The organism is Actinomadura rubrisoli (assembly GCF_004349215.1).
In the GTDB taxonomy this organism is placed as follows: domain Bacteria; phylum Actinomycetota; class Actinomycetes; order Streptosporangiales; family Streptosporangiaceae; genus Spirillospora; species Spirillospora rubrisoli.
The window spans coordinates 1-18597 of the sequence record NZ_SMKU01000184.1; the positions used below are offsets into that span (position 1 = coordinate 1).

Below are 18597 nucleotides of genomic sequence, written 5' to 3' on the forward strand. Positions count from 1 at the left end.
CGGCGCCGGGGGCCGGGCGGCGGCTTGGCGGGGTGTGCGGCTATGTGAGTAGGGTTACGCCTCTAGTGGGTTGTGATTTCCAACTCGATGGGTCGATACTTCGAGGGCGGGTTGGAAAAACAGATGGAGGTGGGTCATGCGGGACGCGGTGATCGTGGAGGCGGTGCGCACTCCGGTGGGCAAGGGCAAGCCGGGCGGGGCGCTCCACGCCGACCATCCGGCCGACCTCCTCGCACGCACGCTGAAGTCGCTCGTCGAGCGGGCGGGCGTCGACCCCGCGCAGGTGGACGACGTCATCGGCGGCGTCGTCACCCAGGCAGGCGACCAGGCCCTCAACCTCACCCGGACGGCCGTCCTCGCCGCCGGGTTCCCCGAGCACGTGCCCGCCATGACCGTCGACCGGCAGTGCGGCTCGTCCCAGCAGGCGCTGCACATCGCCGCGCAGGGCGTGCAGTCCGGCGCGTACGACATCGTGATCGCGTGCGGCGTCGAGTCGATGTCGCGGGTGCCGATGGGGTCGAGCGTGCTGCCCGGCAGCGACCCGTTCGGGCCGATGCTCGCCGGGCGATACCCGGACGGCCTGGTGGGGCAGGGCATCAGCGCGGAGCTGATCGCCGCGAAGTGGGACCTTTCGCGCGAACAGCTCGACGCGTACGCCTACGAGTCGCACCGGCGCGCGGCGGAGGCGTGGAAGAACGGCGAGTTCGACCGCGAGGTCGCCTGGACGGGACAGCGGGACGAGACCGTCCGTCCAGGGACCTCGCCCGAGATCCTCGCCGTGCTCAAGCCCGCGTACTACGACGAGCGGACGGCCGAGCGGTTCCCCGAGATCGCCTGGAGGGTGACGGCGGGCAACGCTTCCCCGATCAACGACGGCGCCGCGGCCGTGCTGGTCATGGGGGCGGACGTCGCCGACCGTCTCGGGCTGCGGCCGCGCGCCCGGTTCCACGCGTTCGCCGTGACCGGCGACGACCCGCTGCTGATGCTGACGGCGATCATCCCCGCGACGGAGAAGGTGCTCGGACGGGCCGGCCTGGACCTGTCCGACATCGACTTGTTCGAGGTGAACGAGGCGTTCTCCCCGGTCGTCCTCGCCTGGCAGCGGGAGACCGGCGCCGACCTCGCCCGTGTCAACGTGCGCGGCGGCGCGATCGCCATCGGCCACCCGCTCGGCGCCAGCGGGGTCCGCATCATGACCACGCTGCTCCACGCCCTGGAAGACCGCGGTGGACGGTACGGAATGCAGACCATGTGCGAAGCCGGGGGACTGGCCAACGCCACCGTGATAGAGAGGCTCTGATCGTGCGCCGGGCAGGTCCGTCCGGATCGGCGACTAGGCTTCCCGGTATGCCGAAGGACGCCGAGCCACGCGAGTGCTCGATCGCCGACACCCTGGACCTGGTCGGCGAGCGGTGGAGCCTGCTGGCGATCCGCGAGCTCAGCTACGGCGTGCGGCGGTTCGACCAGATCGTCCACAACACGGGTGCCTCCCGCGACATCCTCACCGCCCGCCTGCGCAAGCTGGAGTCGAACGGCATCATCCGCCGCGAGCGCTACAGCGACCACCCGGTGCGCTACGAATACCACCTCACGCCCTCGGGCCTGGAGCTGTGCGACGTCCTGCTCGTCCTGATGCGGTGGGGGGACCGGCACCTGCACCCGGACGACCCGCCCGTCCGCTGGCAGCACTCGTGCGGCGAGTCCGTGAGCCCGCTGGTGGTCTGCCGCCACTGCGGCAACGAGGCCCGCATCGGTGCCCACTCCCCAACCGGACGCGGCGCCCTGACCACCTAGGACGCTTCTTATGGGTCTTGTTCGTCGTGAGCGGTGTCCAGGTGCGTGCATCGTAAGGCGGAGGAGGGAGGCAGCCTGGTGGGCTGTTGACCGACGACAACGCGGCGAGGTGCGTGCCTTGGCGTCGCGCAACAGAATGTAGATCCATTAGAAACGCCCTAACCCCAACCGCGCGCCCCGAGCCACCTCTTGCGGCCCGAGCCCCTGCCCTGGGACGAGCCGTCCGCCTTTGCCCCGCGCGCCCCTGACGTGAGCCGTCGCCGCCTAGACCGGGTTGAACGTTCGCTACTGCCTCGACCGCTGCACCTTGACGCGAGTTTCCGGGCCTCTTGGCCCGCGCCACCCGCGCTCTGACGCGAGCCGTTCGCCTTCTGGCGTGAGCCGCCCTGGTCGTCGACGCGCTCTGGGACGGACCCGGACGCCGTCGAGCACATCGGCCGCGAGGAACTGGGACGCCTGGGGACGCGGCCAGGAAGCCCCGGCGCCGGGCCTCCGGCGCGGGGCGGGGCGGGGGCGGTACGACGGCGTTGCGGGTACGCCGCAGCACGTCGACAGCCGGTGGACGGACGTCTCGTCGAGGCGCTCGGTCAGGTCACGTACGGCACCGTGGAATTACGGCTCGCTAGGGCAGGGCCTCCAGGCCCGCGAACCGGACGACGGGCTCCTGTGGCTCCCGCGCCATCAGCTTCGTTCACCTGGCGGGTTCTTTCCCGGCGCCGGACGTCGTGTCCTCCGGGGTCAGCATTCGATGACGTTGACGGCCAGGCCGCCGCGGGAGGTTTCCTTGTATTTATCGAGCATGTCGCGGCCGGTGTCGCGCATGGTCTTGATGGCCTTGTCGAGGGACACGAAGTGGCGGCCGTCGCCGCGCAGCGCCAGGCGGGTGGCGCTGATCGACTTGATGGCGCCGATCGCGTTGCGCTCGATGCACGGGACCTGGACGAGGCCGCCGACGGGGTCGCAGGTGAGGCCCAGGTTGTGCTCGATGCCGATCTCCGCCGCGTTCTCGACCTGCTCGGGGGTGCCGCCGAGGACCTCGGTGAGGCCGGCGGCGGCCATCGAGCAGGCGGAGCCGACCTCGCCCTGGCAGCCGACCTCGGCGCCGGAGATGGACGCGTTCTGCTTGAACAGCACGCCGATCGCGCCCGCCGTGAGGAGGAAGCGGACGACGCCCTCGTCGTCGCGGCCCGGGACGAACCGGTCGTAGTAGTGCAGGACGGCGGGGACGATGCCGGCGGCGCCGTTGGTGGGGGCGGTGACGATCCGTCCGCCCGCGGCGTTCTCCTCGTTGACGGCCAGCGCGAACAGGGTCACCCAGTCCATGGCGTGGAGGGGGTCGGACGCCTTCTCGGCGGAGAGCTGGCGGTGCAGCTGGGGGGCGCGGCGGCGGACCTTGAGGCCGCCCGGCAGCAGCCCTTCGCGAGTGCAGCCGCGCGTCACGCAGGCGCGCATCACGTCCCAGAGCTTCAGCAGGTTCTCGCGGATCTCCTGCGGGCCGCGGCCGAACGCCTTCTCGTTCTCCATCATCAGCGCGGAGATGGACAGGCCGGTCTCGCGGCAGCGTTCGAGCAGTTCGGCGGCGGTGTCGAAGCGGTACGGCAGGACGGTGTCGTCGGGCTTGATGCGGTCGGCGCCCGTGGCGTTCTCGTCCACGATGAAGCCGCCGCCGACCGAGTAGTAGACGCGGGAGCGCAGCTCGTTCCCGGACGCGTCGAACGCGCTGAACCGCATGCCGTTCGGATGGCCGGGGAGCGACTCCTTGCGCTCGAAGACCAGGTGCTCGTTGACGACGAACGGGATCTCGTGGTCGTGGTAGAGGGTGAGGGTGCCGCGCTCGCGGATCGCGGCCAGGCGGTCGTCCACCTGGTCGACATCGACCAGCTCGGGCTTGTCGCCCTCCAGGCCGAGGATCACGGCCTTGTCGCTGCCGTGGCCCTTTCCGGTGAGGCCGAGGGAGCCGTACAGGACGGTGTGGACGGTCGCGGTCTTCTCCAGCAGGCTGTCACGGTCCAGGCCTCGCGCGAAGCGGTGCGCCGCGGCCATGGGCCCGCCGGTGTGGGAGGAGGACGGGCCAATGCCGATCTTGAAAAGGTCGAAAACGCTGATGGCCATGTGCTACCTCGTTGTAGCGTGCGCCCCCTCCGCGGAGGAGGGGGCGCACGGAGTCACAGGGTGGGGTACAGGGGGTGCTTGCCGGCCAGGGCCGTGACCCGGGCCGCCAGGGCGTCCCGGTCGAAGCCCGGCTGGAGCGCCAGCGCTATGACGTCGGCCACCTCGGTGAAGTCCCCGGCGGTGAAGCCGCGGGTCGCCAGGGCGGGCGTCCCGATCCGCAGGCCGGAGGTGACCATCGGCGGGCGGGGGTCGTTCGGGACGGCGTTGCGGTTGACCGTGATGCCGATCTCGTGCAGCCGGTCCTCGGCGTCGCGCCCGGTGAGCTCGGAGTCCACCAGGTCGACCAGGACGAGGTGGACGTCCGTCCCGCCGGTGAGGACCTTCACGCCGGCCTTGGCCGAGTCCTCGGCGAGCAGGCGCTCGGCGAGGATGCGGGCGCCCTCGATGGTGCGGGCCTGGCGCTCCCTGAACTCGTCCGAGGCGGCGATCTTGAGGGCCACCGCCTTGGCCGCGATCACATGCTCCAGCGGGCCGCCCTGCAGGCCGGGGAAGACCGCGGAGTTGATCTTCTTGCCGTACTCCTCGCGGGCGAGGATCAGGCCGCCGCGCGGGCCGCCGAGCGTCTTGTGCGTCGTCGTGGTGACGATGTCGGCGTGCGGGACGGGGGAGGGGTGCAGGCCCGCGGCCACCAGCCCGGCGAAGTGCGCCATGTCGACCAGGAGCACCGCCCCGACCGAGTCGGCGACCTCGCGGAACGCCGGGAAGTCGAGCTGCCGCGGGTACGCCGACCAGCCCGCCACGATCATCTTGGGACGGTGCTCGGCGGCGAGCGCGGCGACCTCGTCCATGTCGACCAGGCCGTCCTCGGCGCGGACGTGGTAGGGCACCACGTTCAGCGTCTTGCCCGAGTAGTTCAGCCGCATGCCGTGGGTGAGGTGCCCGCCGTGCGCCAGGTCGAGGCCGAGGATCGTGTCGCCGTGCTGGAGGAGCGCGAAGTAGACGGCCGTGTTGGCCTGGGCGCCGCTGTGCGGCTGGACGTTGGCGTGCTCGGCGCCGAACAGCTCCTTCGCCCGGTCGATGGCCAGCTGCTCGGTGACGTCCACGTACTCGCAGCCGCCGTAGTAGCGCCTGCCGGGGTAGCCCTCGGCGTACTTGTTGGTCAGGACCGAGCCCTGCGCCTCCAGCACCGAGACGGGCGCGAAGTTCTCCGACGCGATCATTTCGAGGGTGTCCTGCTGCCGCCGCAGCTCGGCGGCGACGGCCTCGGCGACCTCCGGGTCGGCCGTGGCGAGCGGGTCGTACAGGCCCACGGTCAGCCCTCCTCGATCAGCTTGTCGTATGCCTCGGGGTCGAGCAGGTCGCCCGGCTCCTCCGAGACGCGGACCTTGAAGATCCAGCCCTCGCCGTACGGGTCGTCGTTGATGACCTTCGGCTCGTCCACGACCGCGGTGTTGATCGCGGTGACCTCGCCGCTGACGGGGGAGTAGAGGTCGCTGACCGACTTGGTCGACTCCACCTCGCCGCAGGGCTCGCCCGCCTCCACGGTGTCGCCCTCGCCGGGCTGCAGCTCGATGTAGACGATCTCGCCGAGGGCGTCGGCGGCGTGGGCGGTGATGCCGACCGTGACGATGCCGTCCTCGCCTCCGAGGCCGGCGACCCACTCGTGCTCTTCGCTGTAGCGGAGCTGCTCCGGAACGCTCACGATTCTTCTCTCTCCAGATCTCAGGAACGCTTGTAGAACGGCAGGGCGACCACGTCGACCGGTTCCCGCCTGCCGCGGACGTCCACGGCCAGGCCGGTCTCCCCGACCCCGCTGTCGAGGTAGGCCATGGCGATCGGCCTGCCCAGTGTCGGCGACGGGGCGCCGCTCGTCACGATCCCGCACGGCGTGCCGTCGGACGCGACGACCTCGTACCCCTGACGCGGCGCGCGACGCCCCTGTGCCACCAGTCCGACGAGCCTACGGCCCGCCGGGGTCTGCGCCTGCGCCGCCAGGGCCGCCTTGCCGACGAAATCGACGGTCTTGTCCAGCTTGACCACGCGGCCGAGACCCGCCTCGAACGGCGTGGTCTCGGTGGTCAGCTCATTGCCGTACAGGGCCATGCCCGCTTCCAGGCGGAGGGTGTCGCGGGCCGAGAGCCCCGCCGGGACGACGCCGTCGACCTTGACCAGCTCCCCCCACAGCCGGACGGCGTCGGCGGAGTCGACGAACAGCTCGAAACCGTCCTCGCCGGTGTACCCGGTGCGGGCGACGAGCGCGTCGACTCCGGCGACCTTGTCCGCGAGGATCGCGTAGTACCTCAGGTCGGCGAGCGGTGCCCCGGTGAACCCCTCCAGGATCGCCTGGGAGCGCGGGCCTTGCAGGGCGATCAGCGCGTACGAGTCGGACCGGTCGTCCACGATGGTGTCGAAGTCCGCCGCGCGCTCGATCAGGGCGTCGCGGACGGTCGCGGCGTTGGCGGCGTTCGCGACGACCATCCAGGTCTCGTCCGCGAGCCGGTAGACGATCAGGTCGTCCAGCACGCCGCCGTCGTGGCCGCAGATCATCGTGTAGCGGGCCTTGCCCACCGCCATCGGGGACAGGTTGCCGACCAGCGCGTAGTCGAGCGCGGCGCCCGCGGCCGGCCCGGTGAGGAGGATCTCTCCCATGTGGGACAGGTCGAAGAGCCCGGCGGCCGTGCGGACGGCCTGGTGCTCGGCGGTCTCGCTCGTGTAGCGCAGCGGCATGAGATAGCCCGCGAAGCCGACGAGGTTCGCGCCGAGGTCCTGGTGGACATCGTGCAGCGGCGTCTTCTTCGCGGTGGGGTCGGCGGACATGGGTTCGGCTCCTTCGTCGCGGGCGCGCGTGGTCCATCGTCCCACTCGCGCACCGGGCGTCTCGGTGCCTCCCCCTCTGTCATCGGCGCCTGAGAGTTTCACCCGCCTGCCGCGCGCGGGCTTTCACCTTCGGCGGGGGACCGTGTCCCCGCTTTCCAGAGGTCGCCTGGTCCGTGCGGTCCGTGGGCCTGAGAGGTTCCGGGGAGGATTTGCTCCTTCGGCGTCCCTCGCTGGCGGCGAGGGCACTCTCCCGCACGGGATCATCGGCTGACCGCCAGGCTAGCAGCGGCAACGCTCCGCGACCACCCGTCGCGACCCCCGCTCACCGGGGCGCGGGGGAGGCGGAGAGCGACTTCACGCACGCCCGGAGCGCGGTAGCGGCCCGCCCTACAGCGGGGTCACGTAGGCGCCGGAGATGCCGCCGTCCACCAGGAACTCCGACGCCGTGATGAAGGACGCGTCGTCCGAGGCCAGGAAGGCCACGGCCGCGGCGATCTCGGACGCCTCCGCGAACCGGCCCGCCGGAACGTGCACGAGACGGCGGGCGGCCCGCTCCGGGTCCTTGGCGAACAGCTCTTGGAGCAACGGCGTGTTGACCGGCCCGGGGCACAGGGCGTTCACGCGGATGCCCTGACGCGCGAACTGCACACCCAGCTCCCGCGACATCGCCAGCACGCCGCCCTTGGACGCGGTGTAGGAGATCTGGGACGTCGCCGCCCCCATCACCGCCACGAACGAGGCGGTGTTGACGATCGAGCCCTTCCCGCGTTCGAGCATGTAGGGGATGACGTGCTTGCAGCACAGATACACGCTGGTGAGGTTGACGTCCTGGACGCGCCTCCAGGTGTCCAGCCCGGTCTCCAAGATGGAGTCGTCGTCGGGCGGGGAGATGCCCGCGTTGTTGAAGGCGACGTCAATGCGCCCGTAGGCGTCCTGGACCGTCCTGTAGAGGGCCCGGACATCGTCCTCGCTCGTCACGTCCGCCTTGACGAAGAGGCCGTCCACCTGATCGGCGGCCGGCTTCCCGGCGGCCTCGTCCACGTCGGCGATGACGACCACCGCACCCTCCTCGGCGAAGCGGCGCGCGGTGGCGAGCCCGATTCCGCTGGCTCCACCGGTCACGACGGCCACACGGCCTTCCAGACGCTGCATAGGGGTCACTCCATGTCTATTCGGAGGCGATGAAGACGTTCTTGGTCTCGGTGAACGCGTCGAGCGCGTCCGGCCCCAGTTCACGTCCGAGACCGGACTGCTTGAACCCGCCGAACGGCGTCCAATAGCGGACGGACGAGTGCGAGTTCACCGAAAGGTTCCCCGCCTGGACGGCGCGTGATGTCCGCAGAGCGCACCCCACATCCCGAGTCCAGATCGAGCCGGACAGCCCATAAGGGGTGTCATTGGCCATTCGGACCGCGTCCGCCTCGTCCTCGAACGGAACAACGGTGACCACAGGTCCGAAGACCTCATCGTGCCAAGCCGGAAGCGCCGCGTAATCAGAAGACGCGAGCACGGTGGGCGCGAACCAGAACCCGGGCCCCTCGGGCATGGACCCACGGATCACCACGGGCGCGTCCTCCGGAACATACGCGGCGACCCGATCCCGATGGGCGGCGCTGATCAGCGGCCCCACCTCGGTCTTGGGATCGCGCGGATCGCCGACGACAACCCCCTGAACGGCCGGTTCGAGCAGTTCGAGGAACCGGTCGTACGCGGGCCGCTGAACAAGAATGCGAGACCGGGCACAGCAATCCTGCCCGGCGTTCTCGAAGACCGCATAAGGCGCGGTGGCGGCGGCCTTCTCCAGATCCGCGTCCGCGAAGACGATATTGGCGCTCTTTCCTCCGAGCTCCAGCGTCAGCCGCTTCACGCTCGGCGCGCACGCCGCCATGATCTCCTTGCCGACCCGAGTGGAGCCGGTAAAGACGATCTTGCGAACGTCCGGATGCTCGACGAGCCGCCGCCCCGCCACCGTCCCCGCGCCCGGCAGCACCTGGACGACGCCCTCCGGGATCCCCGCCTCCAGCGCCAGCTCACCGACCCGCCGGGCGGTCAGCGGCGTCAGCTCGGCGGGCTTGACGATCACCGTGTTCCCCGCCGCGAGCGCCGGGGCCGTCCCCCACCCCATGATCGGCATGGGGAAGTTCCACGGCACGATCACCCCCACCACCCCGAGCGGCTCGGCGAAAGTGACGTTCAACCCGCCCGGAACGGGAATCTGCTGCCCCAAAAGCCGCTCCGGCGCCGCGGCATAGTAATGCAGGACGTCCCGCAGATTGCCGGCCTCCCAGCGGGCCTGCCCCACCGGATGCCCGGCGTTGCGAACCTCCAACGCCGCCAGCTCGTCCAGGCAGGCGTCCACCCGCTCGGCGAACGCCCGCAACAACCGTCCCCGCTCCCCAGCCGCCAAATCCCGCCAAGCGGGAAACGCCCGCTTGGCACGCTCCACAACCCAGTCGGTCTCCTCAACAGAAGCCAGCGCCACCCTCTCAACGACCACCTCAGTAGCCGGATCAACAACCGCGAAAAACATCTCACACCCTCCTTTCTCCAAAACGGCCTAACGGATCACAATCTTTCGAAGCCTCTGAACATTTCCCAGTCGGTGATGGCTCGGTCGTAGGCGTCCAGTTCGACGCGCGCGTAGTTGGTGTAGTGGTCGACCACTTCCTTTCCGAATGCGTCCAGGGCCAGGGAGCTGTCGGCCCAGTCGGCGGCGGCGTCGCGGAGGGTTCCGACGACGGTGGGGGCGTCGGTGGCGTAGGCGTTGCCGACGTGGGGCTCTTCCAGCGGCAGTTCGTTCTCGATGCCGTGCAGCCCCGCGGCGATCATGGCGGACACGGCCAGGTACGGGTTGACGTCGCCGCCGGGCACGCGGTTCTCGATGCGCAGGGACGGGCCGTGCCCGACGAGGCGGAGGGCGCAGGTGCGGTTGTCCACGCCCCATTTGATCGCCGTCGGGGCGAACGAGCCCGGCTGGTAGCGCTTGTAGGAGTTGATGTTGGGCGCGTACAGGAGGGTGAGGTCGCGCAGGCACGCCTGCTGCCCGGCGATGAAGTGCTCCCCGGCGGGAGACAGGCCGTGCGGTCCGTCCCCCGCCAGCACGGGGCTTCCATCGGCGGCGCGGAGCGAGAGGTGGATGTGGCAGGAGTTGCCCTCGCGCTCGTTGGGCTTGGCCATGAAGGTGATCGACATGCCGTCCTGGCCGGCGATCTCCTTGGCCCCGGTCTTGTAGAGGACGTGGTTGTCGCACGTGGCCAGGGCCTCGTCGAAGCGGAACGCGATCTCGTGCTGGCCGAGGTTGCATTCGCCCTTGGCCGATTCCACGTACATCCCGGCGCCGGTCATGCCGTTGCGGATCCGCCGCAGCAGCGGCTCCACCTGGGAGCCGCCGAGCAGCGAGTAGTCCACGTTGTAGTGGTTGGCCGGGGTGAGGCCCCGGTACGCCTTCCGCCAGGCGTCCTCGTAGGTGTCCTGGTAGACGATGAACTCCAGCTCCGTCCCGGCGAAGGCGGCCCAGCCGCGTTCGGCGAGGCGCTCCACCTGCCGCCGGAGGATCTGCCGGGGCGAGGCCGCGACGTCCGAGCCGTCCTCCCAGACGATGTCGGCGTGGACCAGCACCGCGCCCTCCTGCCACGGGATCCGCCGGAGCGTTCCAAGGTCGGGGCGCATGACGAAGTCGCCGTAGCCCCGCTCCCAGGACGACATGGCGTAGCCGTCCACCGTGTTCATGTCGACGTCCACGGCCAGCAGGTAGTTGCAGCCGTCCGAGCCGTGCCCGGCGACCTCCTCCAGGAAGAAGCGGGACGAGAGCCGCTTGCCCTGGAGGCGTCCCTGCATGTCGGTGATCGCGACGATCACGGTGTCGACGCGGCCCGCCGTCGCCTCCCGGCGCAGCTCGTCGAGGGTGAGCGATGTGGTCACGGTTGCGGTCTCCTTCACGTGTCGGCGTCAGCCGAGCGACTTGAGCTCCTGCTCGATGGCGGCGAGTTCCTCGGCGCTGCCCTGCACCTTCGGGCCGGTGAACCACCTGCGGGCCGACAGCACCCACCAGAGGCCGGCGCCGCCCAGCACGACCAGGATCGCGACGGGCGCGTAGTTGAAGCTGTCCTTGTTGATCGGGTTCGCCGGCGGCAGCATGAACAGGACGGAGATGACGACGACCCAGAGCACGGCCAGCACGCCGATGGGCCTGCTCCAGCGGCCGAGGCTCCACGGCCCCGGTGTGAAGTCCGCGCCCTGCCGCAGCCGCAGGAACGTCGGGATCACGTAGGCGATGTAGAGGCCGACGACCGCGACCGAGGTCACCGCCAGGTAGGCGGTGAGGTTCCAGATCGCGGGCAGCGCCAGCACGAACGCGCCGCCCGCGGCCAGCCAGATGGCGTTGGTGGGCGTCCGGCTGCGCTTGTTGATCCGGTGCCAGAGCCCGGACAGCGGCAGCGCGCCGTCCCGCGAGAAGGCGTAGATCATCCGCGAGTTGGCCGTCACCGACGACATGCCGCAGAAGAACTGCGCGCCGAACGAGACGAGGATCAGCAGCTTGCCGACCGTCTCGCCGGTGGAGGCGATGAAGATCTCGGCGGGGCCGCCCTCCACGGACTTGGCGTAGTCCTGGATGGCGAACGTGACGCCGAGCAGCAGCACCCAGCCCGCGCCCACCGAGATCAGCACCGAGTTGACGATGCCCCTCGGCCCGGACCGCGCCGCGTCGCGGGTCTCCTCGGTCATGTGCGCGGACGCGTCGTACCCGGTCAGCGTGTACTGCGACAGCAGCAGGCCGATCAGCGCCGCGTACGCCCCGTACTGCCAGCCTGTCTCGTTCACGAACTCCGAGAAGACGAACCCCGCGGACTGGTGGTGGGACGGCTTGAACGCCAGCACGCCCACCACGACCGCCACGCCGATCACGTGCCACCACACGCTGACGCTGCTCAGCAGCGACACGAGCTTGACGCCGAACTGGTTGAGCAGGGCGTGCACGACCAGCAGGACCGTGAACAGCGTGAACGTGTGGCCGAGCGTGACGCCGTACCCGAACTGCAGGTCGAGCAGCGGGTTCAGGAACGCCGCCGAGCCGTAGACGATGGCCGCCGTCACGGCGACCTGGCCGATGAAGTTGAACCAGCCGGTGAACCACGACCACGCCGGGCCGTTCGACTTGGCCAGCTTGGCCGCCCAGTAGTAGAGGCCGCCCGCGGTCGGGTAGCTGGAGCACACCTCGGCCATGGCGAGCGCGACCAGCAGGGTCATGCCGCCGACGCCGAGCCAGCCCCACGTGATGACGACGGGCCCGCCGCCCTTGAGGCCGATGGTGTAGGAGGTCAGGCAGCCCGACAGCACCGAGATGATGGTGAACGAGACCGCGAAGTTGGAGAAACCGGACATGGACCGGCTGAGCTCCTGGGCGTAGCCCAGCTCGTGCAGCCGCTGCTCGTCGTCGGACATGGGGTCGGGGCCGGCGGATGCCTTGTGCTCGTCGACGCTCACGAGCACCTCCTCGCTTCCCTGGGGGGTTTCGACATAGCCGCAACGGACTAATGTCAGACCATTAATGTTTGCGGAGGGGGCCTCGTCAAGACCCTGATCGCGACGAAACGCACCTGTAACGTGGAGCCCGAGACTCCCGCGGACCAAAGGACGGTCATGCTCCCTGCAGAGCCGCCCGGGCCCGAGCCTGAGCCCGCGGCCACGCCCGCCACGCCCGAGCCCGCGTCCGCTGCGGGTGGTGAGGTTGAGGATCTCGGGGGGGAATCCGAGCTTCCGGATCTGGCCGCTGCGGCGATCTTCCGGCCTGTCCGTACCGGGAACGCGTTCGAGGAGACCGTCGAGCGGCTCCTTCAGGCGATCAAGCTGGGCGTCGTGGCCCGCGGCGATCGGCTTCCGCCCGAGCGGGAGCTGGCCCCGCTCCTCGGCGTCAGCCGTGTGACGCTTCGGGAGGCGATCCGGGTCGTCCAGCAAGAGGGGTTCGTTGAGTCGCGGCGGGGGCGTTTCGGCGGGACGTTCGTCACCTACCGGCGTCCCAAGCCACGGCAGGCCGACCTGAGACGCGCCCTGGCCGAGATGGGCGACGGACTGAACGACACGCTCACCTTCCGGATGGCCGTGGAGACCGGCGCCGCCCAGATCCTGGCGACCACCCCCCTCACCGGACGGCAGCGCGCCCAGCTGAAGGCCCGCCTCGCCGAGCTGAACGCCGCCGGGCCCGACGAGTACCGGCGCCTCGACACCCTCTTCCACCTCACGATCGCCGAGATGACCGGGTCCGCGCTGCTCTCGGCGGCCTGCGCGGACGCGCGGATGCGCGTCACCGACCTGCTCAACGCCATCCCCGTGCTGGGCCGCAATATCGAGCACGCCGCCGTCCAGCACGCCGCCATCGTCGACGCCGTCCTCGCCGGGGATCCGGAGGCCGCGCGGCGCGCCGTGGCCGAGCATCTGGAGGGCACCGCGGCCTTGCTGCGCGGCTTCCTCGGCTAGCGCGGTCATGAGCGGAACCGAGGATCGGTGACGTACCCTGTGGGGATTGCTGGAGACCACCCCCCGGGGCGGGGTGCACGACCGGAGGGCGTCACGCATGGGCTGGCTGGCGGGAGTACTGATCCTGTTCCTCGGCCTGCTGGCGTCCATCGCGCTGCACGAGCTGGGGCACTTCTCGTTCGCCAAGCTGTTCCGGGTCCGGACGACGCAGTTCATGGTCGGGTTCGGGCCCACGATGTGGTCCCGGCGCAAGGGCGAGACCGAGTACGGGGTGAAGTGGATCCCGCTCGGCGGCTACATCCGGATGATCGGGATGCTGCCGCCGCGCAAGGGCGACGCCCCCGGCCAGGTCCGCCAGGTCAGCACCGGCCCCTGGCAGGGCCTCATCGAGTCCGCGCGCGGCGCGGCGCTGGAGGAGGTCAGGCCCGGCGACGAGGACCGCGTGTTCTACGCCAAGAAGTGGTGGCAGAAGCTGCTGATCATGTTCGGCGGCCCCGCCATGAACCTGATCCTCTCGGTCGTGTTCTTCGCGATCCTGCTGATGGGCCTCGGCGTCCAGGAGCAGCAGCCGGTGATCAACCGCGTGTCGGACTGCATGGTCCCGGCGAGCCAGGCCGACGTCGGCAAGTGCCCGCCGAACGCCGCCCTCACCCCGGCCAGGCAGGTCGGGCTCCGCGAGGGCGACCGCATCGCCTCCTTCGACGGCAAGCCCATCGACGACTACCGCGAGCTGCAGGAGCTGATCCGCGGCTCCGGCGGACGCACCGTGCCCGTCGTCGTCCAGCGCAACGGCAGGAACCTGCCGCTCAACGTCCCGATCACCCGCAACAAGATGTACGACCTGAAGGACCAGGACAAGATCGTCGAGGTGGGGTTCCTCGGCATCACGCCCACCCGCGAACTGGAGCGCCAAGGCCCCGGCGCCGTCGCGACCACGATGGGCGACCTCACCAAGCGCACCGGAACCGCGCTGCTCCGCATGCCGCAGAAGATGGTCGGCATCTGGAACGCGGCGTTCAGCGGCAAGGAGCGCGACCCCAACGGCCCGGTCGGCGTCGTCGGCGTCAGCCGCATCGGCGGCGACGTGGCCGCCTCCGACACCCTCACCGGCACCGAGAAGGTCGCCTACTTCGTGATGCTGCTCGGCTCGCTGAACCTCGCGGTCGGGCTGTTCAACCTCGTCCCGCTGCTGCCACTGGACGGCGGCCACATCGCCGGCGCCCTGCTGGAGGCGCTCAAGAAGGCGTTCGCCCGGGTGTTCCGCAAGCCCGACCCCGGCTACGTGGACGTCGCCAAGGCCCTGCCCGTCACCTACGTGATGGCCGCCGTCCTGATCGTCATGGGCGGCCTCCTCATCTACGCCGACCTCGTCAACCCGATTAGATTCAACGGCTGAGCGGGTTACTCGGTCAGGGGTAGTTCGCCGGTTTTGAGGAAGCTGGTCAGGGCGGACGTGTAGGGGCGGATGTCCAGGTTCTGGGCGGCCAGCCATTCGTCCGATCCGTAGGTGCCCGCGTAGCGTTCGCCGCCGTCGCAGATCAGGGTGACCACGCTGCCGCGTTCGCCGTTTGCCAGCATCTGTGCGATGAGTTCTGCGACGCCCCACAGGTTGGTGCCGGTGGAGCCGCCTACGCTGCGGCCGGTGACCTCGCTGGCCCAGCGCATCGCCGCGATGGACGCCGCGTCCGGTACCTGGATCATGCGGTCGATCACCGTCGGCAGGAAGGACGGCTCGACGCGGGGGCGGCCGATGCCCTCGATGCGCGAGCCCGCGGCCGTCCTGGTCGGGTCCTCGTCGGCGAACGAGCCGAAGAAGGCCGAGCCCTCCGGGTCGACCACGGCCAGCCGGGTCTGGAAGCGGCGGTAGCGCGCGTACCGGCCGATGGTCGCCGAGGTGCCGCCCGTGCCCGCGCCGACCACGACCCAGGACGGCTCCGGGAACCGCTCCAGCCGCAACTGCTCGAAGATGGATTCGGCGATGTTGTTGTTGCCGCGCCAGTCCGTCGCCCGCTCGGCGTAGGTGAACTGGTCCATGAAGTGCCCGCCGCACTCGGCCGCCAGCCGCCGCGACTCGTCGTAGATCGTGGACGGGTCGTCCACCAGGTGGCTGCGCCCGCCGTGGAACTCGATCAGCCCGATCTTCTCCGGGCTCGTGGACGCGGGCATCACCGCGACGAACGGCAGGCCGAGCAGGCGCGCGAAGTACGCCTCCGACACCGCCGTGGAGCCGCTGGACGCCTCGATGATCGTCGTGCCCTCGCGGATCCAGCCGTTCGCCAGCCCGTACAGGAACAGCGACCGCGCGAGCCGGTGCTTCAGCGATCCCGTCGGGTGGACGGACTCGTCCTTCAGGTACAGGTCGATGCCCCACTCCGGCGGCAGGGGGAACACGTGCAGGTGGGTGTCCGCGCTGCGGTTGGCGTCGGCCTCGACCTTACGGATGGCCTCGGCGATCCACGCCCGGCATCCGGGATCGCAGCGGTCCACGATGCGGCTCATGGCGGCATTCCCCCTTGATCGGTGCCATCACCACGATATCCCCGCATGTCACCGGGCATTATGGTGCCCACGGGGGGCACATGATCGACCTGTTCAGGGAGCGCATCGTGGACACCGGACGGCTCCCGCTGTTCGGCTTCTTCGCCGCGTTCATCGTCACGTTCGTCCTGACGCGCGTGAACGTGCGGCTGATCCGCGCGAACGTCCGGTGGTGGTTCAGGAACGTGACGGCCGGGGACCTCCACATCCACCACGTCGTGTTCGGCGTCGTGCTGATGCTGGTGGGCGGCGTGTCGAGCCTGGCCGTCCCGGACCCCTACGTCGGCCTCGACCTCATCTCGGCCGTGATCTTCGGCATGGGCTCCGCCCTCGTCCTGGACGAGTTCGCGCTGATCCTGCACCTCAGCGACGTGTACTGGACGGAGAAGGGCCGCGCGTCCCTCGACGCCGTGTTCGTCGCCATCGCCGTCACCGGGCTGCTGCTGCTCGGCATCCGCCCGCTCGGTTTCGAGGGGATCGCGCCGGATCCCGGCACGTCCGCGCTCACCGGCGTCTACGTCACCTCCCTGGTCATCAACCTGGCGCTCGCCGTCATCACCCTGCTCAAGGGCAAGATCTGGACGGGGCTCATCGGGCTGTTCGTCCCGGCCCTGCTGATCGTCGGCGCGATCCGGGTGGCGCGTCCGGGGTCGCCCTGGTCACGGTGGCGGTACGTCCCGGGGTCGCGCAAGTACCTGCGGGCCGTCCGCAACGAGAAGCGCTTCCGGCGGCCCCTCATCCGCGCCAAGATCTGGGTGCAGGAGTTCATCGCCGGACGCCACGACCTCATCCCGCCCGAGCTCCTCCAGCGCCGCAACGCCGCCGAACGCGCCCGCCGCCGCAAGATCGCCCGCGCCCAGCGCAAGGCGACCACCCGCGCCCAGCGCCGCGCCGTCTCCCGCTCCCGCCGCAGAAGCGGCCCCAAGGCCCGCTCCCGCCGCTCGAAGACGGACGGCTAGGGCGTTTCCTTCACGGGGGCCACCGCGCGGACTGTGTCTATCGTGTCGGCTTCGGCCGCGGACTTGTCGGGGCGGTAGCGCAGGACGCGGGCGAAGCGCAGGGCGATGCCGCCCGGGTAGCGCGGGCTCTGCTGGACGCCGTCGAAGGCGATCTCGACGACCAGCTCCGGGCGGACGTGCACCGTCCAGGAGTCTTCGCGGACGGCCAGCTCGCGGAGCTTCTCGGTCTGCCAGGCGAGCAGCTCGTCGGTGAGGCCCTTGAACGTCTTGCCGAGCATGACGAAGCCGCCGGTCGCGGGGTCGCGGGCGCCGAGGTGCAGGTTGGACAGCAGCCCCTGGCGGCGGCCGTGGCCCCACTCGACCGCGAGGACGACCAGGTCGAGGGTGTGCCGGGGCTTGACCTTGATCCATCCGGCGCCGCGGCGGCCCGCGGTGTAGGGGGTGTCGAGGGACTTGACCACCACCCCCTCGTGGCCGAGCGCGACGGCCTCGTCGAAGAACTCCTTGGCCCGGGACGGGTCGCCGGTGACGATGCGCGGCATGCGGAGCCGTTCGGGGACGACGCTCGTGAGGGCGGCGTCCCGTTCGGCGCCGGGCGCGTCGAGCAGGTCGGCGCCGTCCAGGTGGAGGACGTCGAACAGGAACACCGCGAGCGGCACCGGCTCGACGTCCTTGGCGGTGCGGGTCGCGGTGCGGGCGGCCGTGACCTGGAACGGGTGGGGGCTCCCGCCGGGGCGCAGCGCGATCAGCTCGCCGTCGAACACCGCGTCGCGGACGGGCAGCTCCCGCACCGCCGCGACCACCTCGGGCAGCCGCCCGGTGATGTCGTCGAGCGTGCGGGTGAACACCAGCACCTCGCCGCCGGCGACGTGCACCTGGGCGCGGATGCCGTCGAGCTTCCACTCGACCGCGGCGTCGGCGGCGAGCTTGGCGAACGCGTCGTCGATGGACGGGGCGGCCGCCGCCAGCATCGGCCTGATCGGACGGCCGACCTCCAGCGTGAAGGCCCGCAGCCCCTCGGCGCCCTCGGCGAGGGCCGCGGTGGCGACCGGGCCGAGCGAGCCGCGCAGCATGACCGCGCGCCGCACCTCGGCCGCCGGGACCCCGGCCGCGACCGCGATCGCCTCGGCCATCACGCCGTCGAGGGCGCCCTGCCGGAGCTCGCCCGCCAGCAGCCGGATGAGGAAGTCCTGCTCGGCGCTGGTCGCGCGGCCCAGGACCGCCGCGACGAGGTCGCGCCGCCGGGCGACCGAGCCCGGCCCGGACACGCCGCCGATCTCGGTGAACGCGGCGTCGACCTCCAGGACGGTCAGCGACGGCCCGGCGGCCGGGGGCGGGACGTCGCGCAGCGCGGCGTACCCCACGCCGATCTGGCGCTGCGGCAGCTCACCGGACAGATAGGCGACCACGATCGCGGCCTCCTCCGGCGCCGCCGCGCGCAGGCACCCGGCGAGGGCCGTGACCTTGGCCTTGCGGCCAGGGGTGCCGGCCACCGCCGCCGACGTCCGGGCGATCTCCGCGATGAGCACCCCTCCATTGTGGCCACGCGGTCTGACAATTGATCCCGCCGGGGGGTTGGTCGGGACGGGGACGCCTGACTACGTTGACGTTTGGGTATGGGGACCGCGGGCGAGACGCCGGCCGGACAGGTGAGGAGGGAGAGTGGGCCTTCCGCGTCCGCAGGAGCCGTTCCAGCGCGTCTACTCGGCGCCGGAACGTCCCGCGCCTGCGCGCAGGCCGCGGCTGCTCGCGCTGCTGATCGCGATCGTGTCGTTCGTGGTGGCGGCCGTGGCGGTCTTCCTCCTGACACCCGTCGGCCACGAGGAGCGCGCCGCCCGCACGCCCGAGCCGTCCGTCACCGGGGACACGCCCACGGCCGACGACCCCGGCACGCCCGCGCCCG

General features: G+C 70.8%; 16 protein-coding genes and 2 riboswitches. Of the genes, 6 read left to right on the top strand and 10 right to left on the bottom strand.

Features of this window, described 5'->3' with window-relative positions:
• Nucleotides 1-136: 136 nt before the first annotated feature.
• Nucleotides 137-1300 (top strand): thiolase family protein, encoded by a 1164-nt coding sequence (locus tag E1298_RS28505; RefSeq protein ID WP_131898623.1) that lies wholly within the window; start codon nt 137-139, stop codon nt 1298-1300.
• A gap of 47 nt (nt 1301-1347) precedes the next feature.
• On the top strand, nt 1348-1794 hold the full coding sequence (locus tag E1298_RS28510; RefSeq protein ID WP_131898625.1) for a winged helix-turn-helix transcriptional regulator: 447 nt from the start codon (nt 1348-1350) through the stop codon (nt 1792-1794).
• Between the two features lie 738 nt (nt 1795-2532).
• On the opposite strand, the gene E1298_RS28515 is transcribed toward E1298_RS28510, so the two are convergent.
• The 8 genes from E1298_RS28515 to E1298_RS28550 form a co-directional block, all read right to left on the bottom strand.
• On the bottom strand, nt 2533-3906 hold the full coding sequence (locus E1298_RS28515) for an L-serine ammonia-lyase (RefSeq protein WP_131898627.1): 1374 nt from the start codon (nt 3904-3906) through the stop codon (nt 2533-2535).
• 53 nt (nt 3907-3959) lie between these two features.
• Complete coding sequence (locus E1298_RS28520) at nt 3960-5222, bottom strand: serine hydroxymethyltransferase (protein ID WP_131898643.1); 1263 nt, start codon at nt 5220-5222, stop codon at nt 3960-3962.
• Complete coding sequence (gene gcvH / locus E1298_RS28525; protein ID WP_131898629.1) at nt 5219-5608, bottom strand: glycine cleavage system protein GcvH; 390 nt, start codon at nt 5606-5608, stop codon at nt 5219-5221. Before gcvH ends, E1298_RS28520 begins: the two co-directional genes overlap by 4 nt.
• A 20-nt stretch (nt 5609-5628) precedes the next feature.
• Nucleotides 5629-6723, bottom strand: coding sequence for a glycine cleavage system aminomethyltransferase GcvT (gene gcvT / locus E1298_RS28530; protein WP_131898631.1), 1095 nt, complete (start codon nt 6721-6723; stop codon nt 5629-5631).
• Nucleotides 6724-6796: 73 nt separating this feature from the next.
• Nucleotides 6797-6885, bottom strand: a riboswitch (glycine riboswitch).
• 4 nt (nt 6886-6889) lie between these two features.
• Nucleotides 6890-6986: riboswitch (glycine riboswitch) on the bottom strand.
• Between the two features lie 124 nt (nt 6987-7110).
• A complete protein-coding gene (locus E1298_RS28535; protein ID WP_131898633.1) occupies nt 7111-7875 on the bottom strand; it encodes a 3-oxoacyl-ACP reductase in 765 nt (254 codons plus the stop codon).
• A gap of 16 nt (nt 7876-7891) precedes the next feature.
• On the bottom strand, nt 7892-9253 hold the full coding sequence (locus E1298_RS28540) for an aldehyde dehydrogenase family protein (protein WP_131898635.1): 1362 nt from the start codon (nt 9251-9253) through the stop codon (nt 7892-7894).
• Nucleotides 9254-9288: 35 nt separating this feature from the next.
• A complete protein-coding gene (locus tag E1298_RS28545; RefSeq protein ID WP_243725866.1) occupies nt 9289-10644 on the bottom strand; it encodes a glutamine synthetase family protein in 1356 nt (451 codons plus the stop codon).
• A gap of 27 nt (nt 10645-10671) precedes the next feature.
• The gene (locus tag E1298_RS28550; protein ID WP_243725867.1) at nt 10672-12207 is read right to left on the bottom strand and encodes an amino acid permease; all 1536 of its coding nucleotides are present in this window, start codon (nt 12205-12207) and stop codon (nt 10672-10674) included.
• A gap of 156 nt (nt 12208-12363) precedes the next feature.
• Here E1298_RS28550 and E1298_RS28555 point away from each other — a divergent pair, with 156 nt between their 5' ends.
• Nucleotides 12364-13197, top strand: coding sequence for a FadR/GntR family transcriptional regulator (locus tag E1298_RS28555; RefSeq protein WP_131898637.1), 834 nt, complete (start codon nt 12364-12366; stop codon nt 13195-13197).
• 46 nt (nt 13198-13243) lie between these two features.
• Nucleotides 13244-14593 carry a M50 family metallopeptidase gene (locus E1298_RS28560; protein WP_341770655.1) on the top strand — a complete coding sequence of 450 codons (1350 nt, stop codon included), beginning with the start codon at nt 13244-13246 and terminating at the stop codon, nt 14591-14593.
• A 5-nt stretch (nt 14594-14598) separates the two neighbouring features.
• On the opposite strand, the gene cds1 is transcribed toward E1298_RS28560, so the two are convergent.
• A complete protein-coding gene (gene cds1, locus E1298_RS28565) occupies nt 14599-15696 on the bottom strand; it encodes an L-cysteine desulfhydrase Cds1 (RefSeq protein ID WP_131898639.1) in 1098 nt (365 codons plus the stop codon).
• An 80-nt stretch (nt 15697-15776) separates the two neighbouring features.
• Between cds1 and E1298_RS28570 the strand changes: the two genes are divergently transcribed.
• Complete coding sequence (locus E1298_RS28570) at nt 15777-16694, top strand: hypothetical protein (protein ID WP_243725868.1); 918 nt, start codon at nt 15777-15779, stop codon at nt 16692-16694.
• Here the strand turns inward: E1298_RS28570 and E1298_RS28575 are convergent.
• Nucleotides 16691-18223 (bottom strand): ATP-dependent DNA ligase, encoded by a 1533-nt coding sequence (locus E1298_RS28575; protein ID WP_131898641.1) that lies wholly within the window; start codon nt 18221-18223, stop codon nt 16691-16693. The two genes, E1298_RS28570 and E1298_RS28575, sit on opposite strands and share 4 nt — an antisense overlap.
• Before the next feature lie 133 nt (nt 18224-18356).
• Between E1298_RS28575 and E1298_RS28580 the strand changes: the two genes are divergently transcribed.
• A partial coding sequence (locus E1298_RS28580; RefSeq protein WP_207944888.1) for a hypothetical protein occupies nt 18357-18597 on the top strand: 241 nt, incomplete at its 3' end.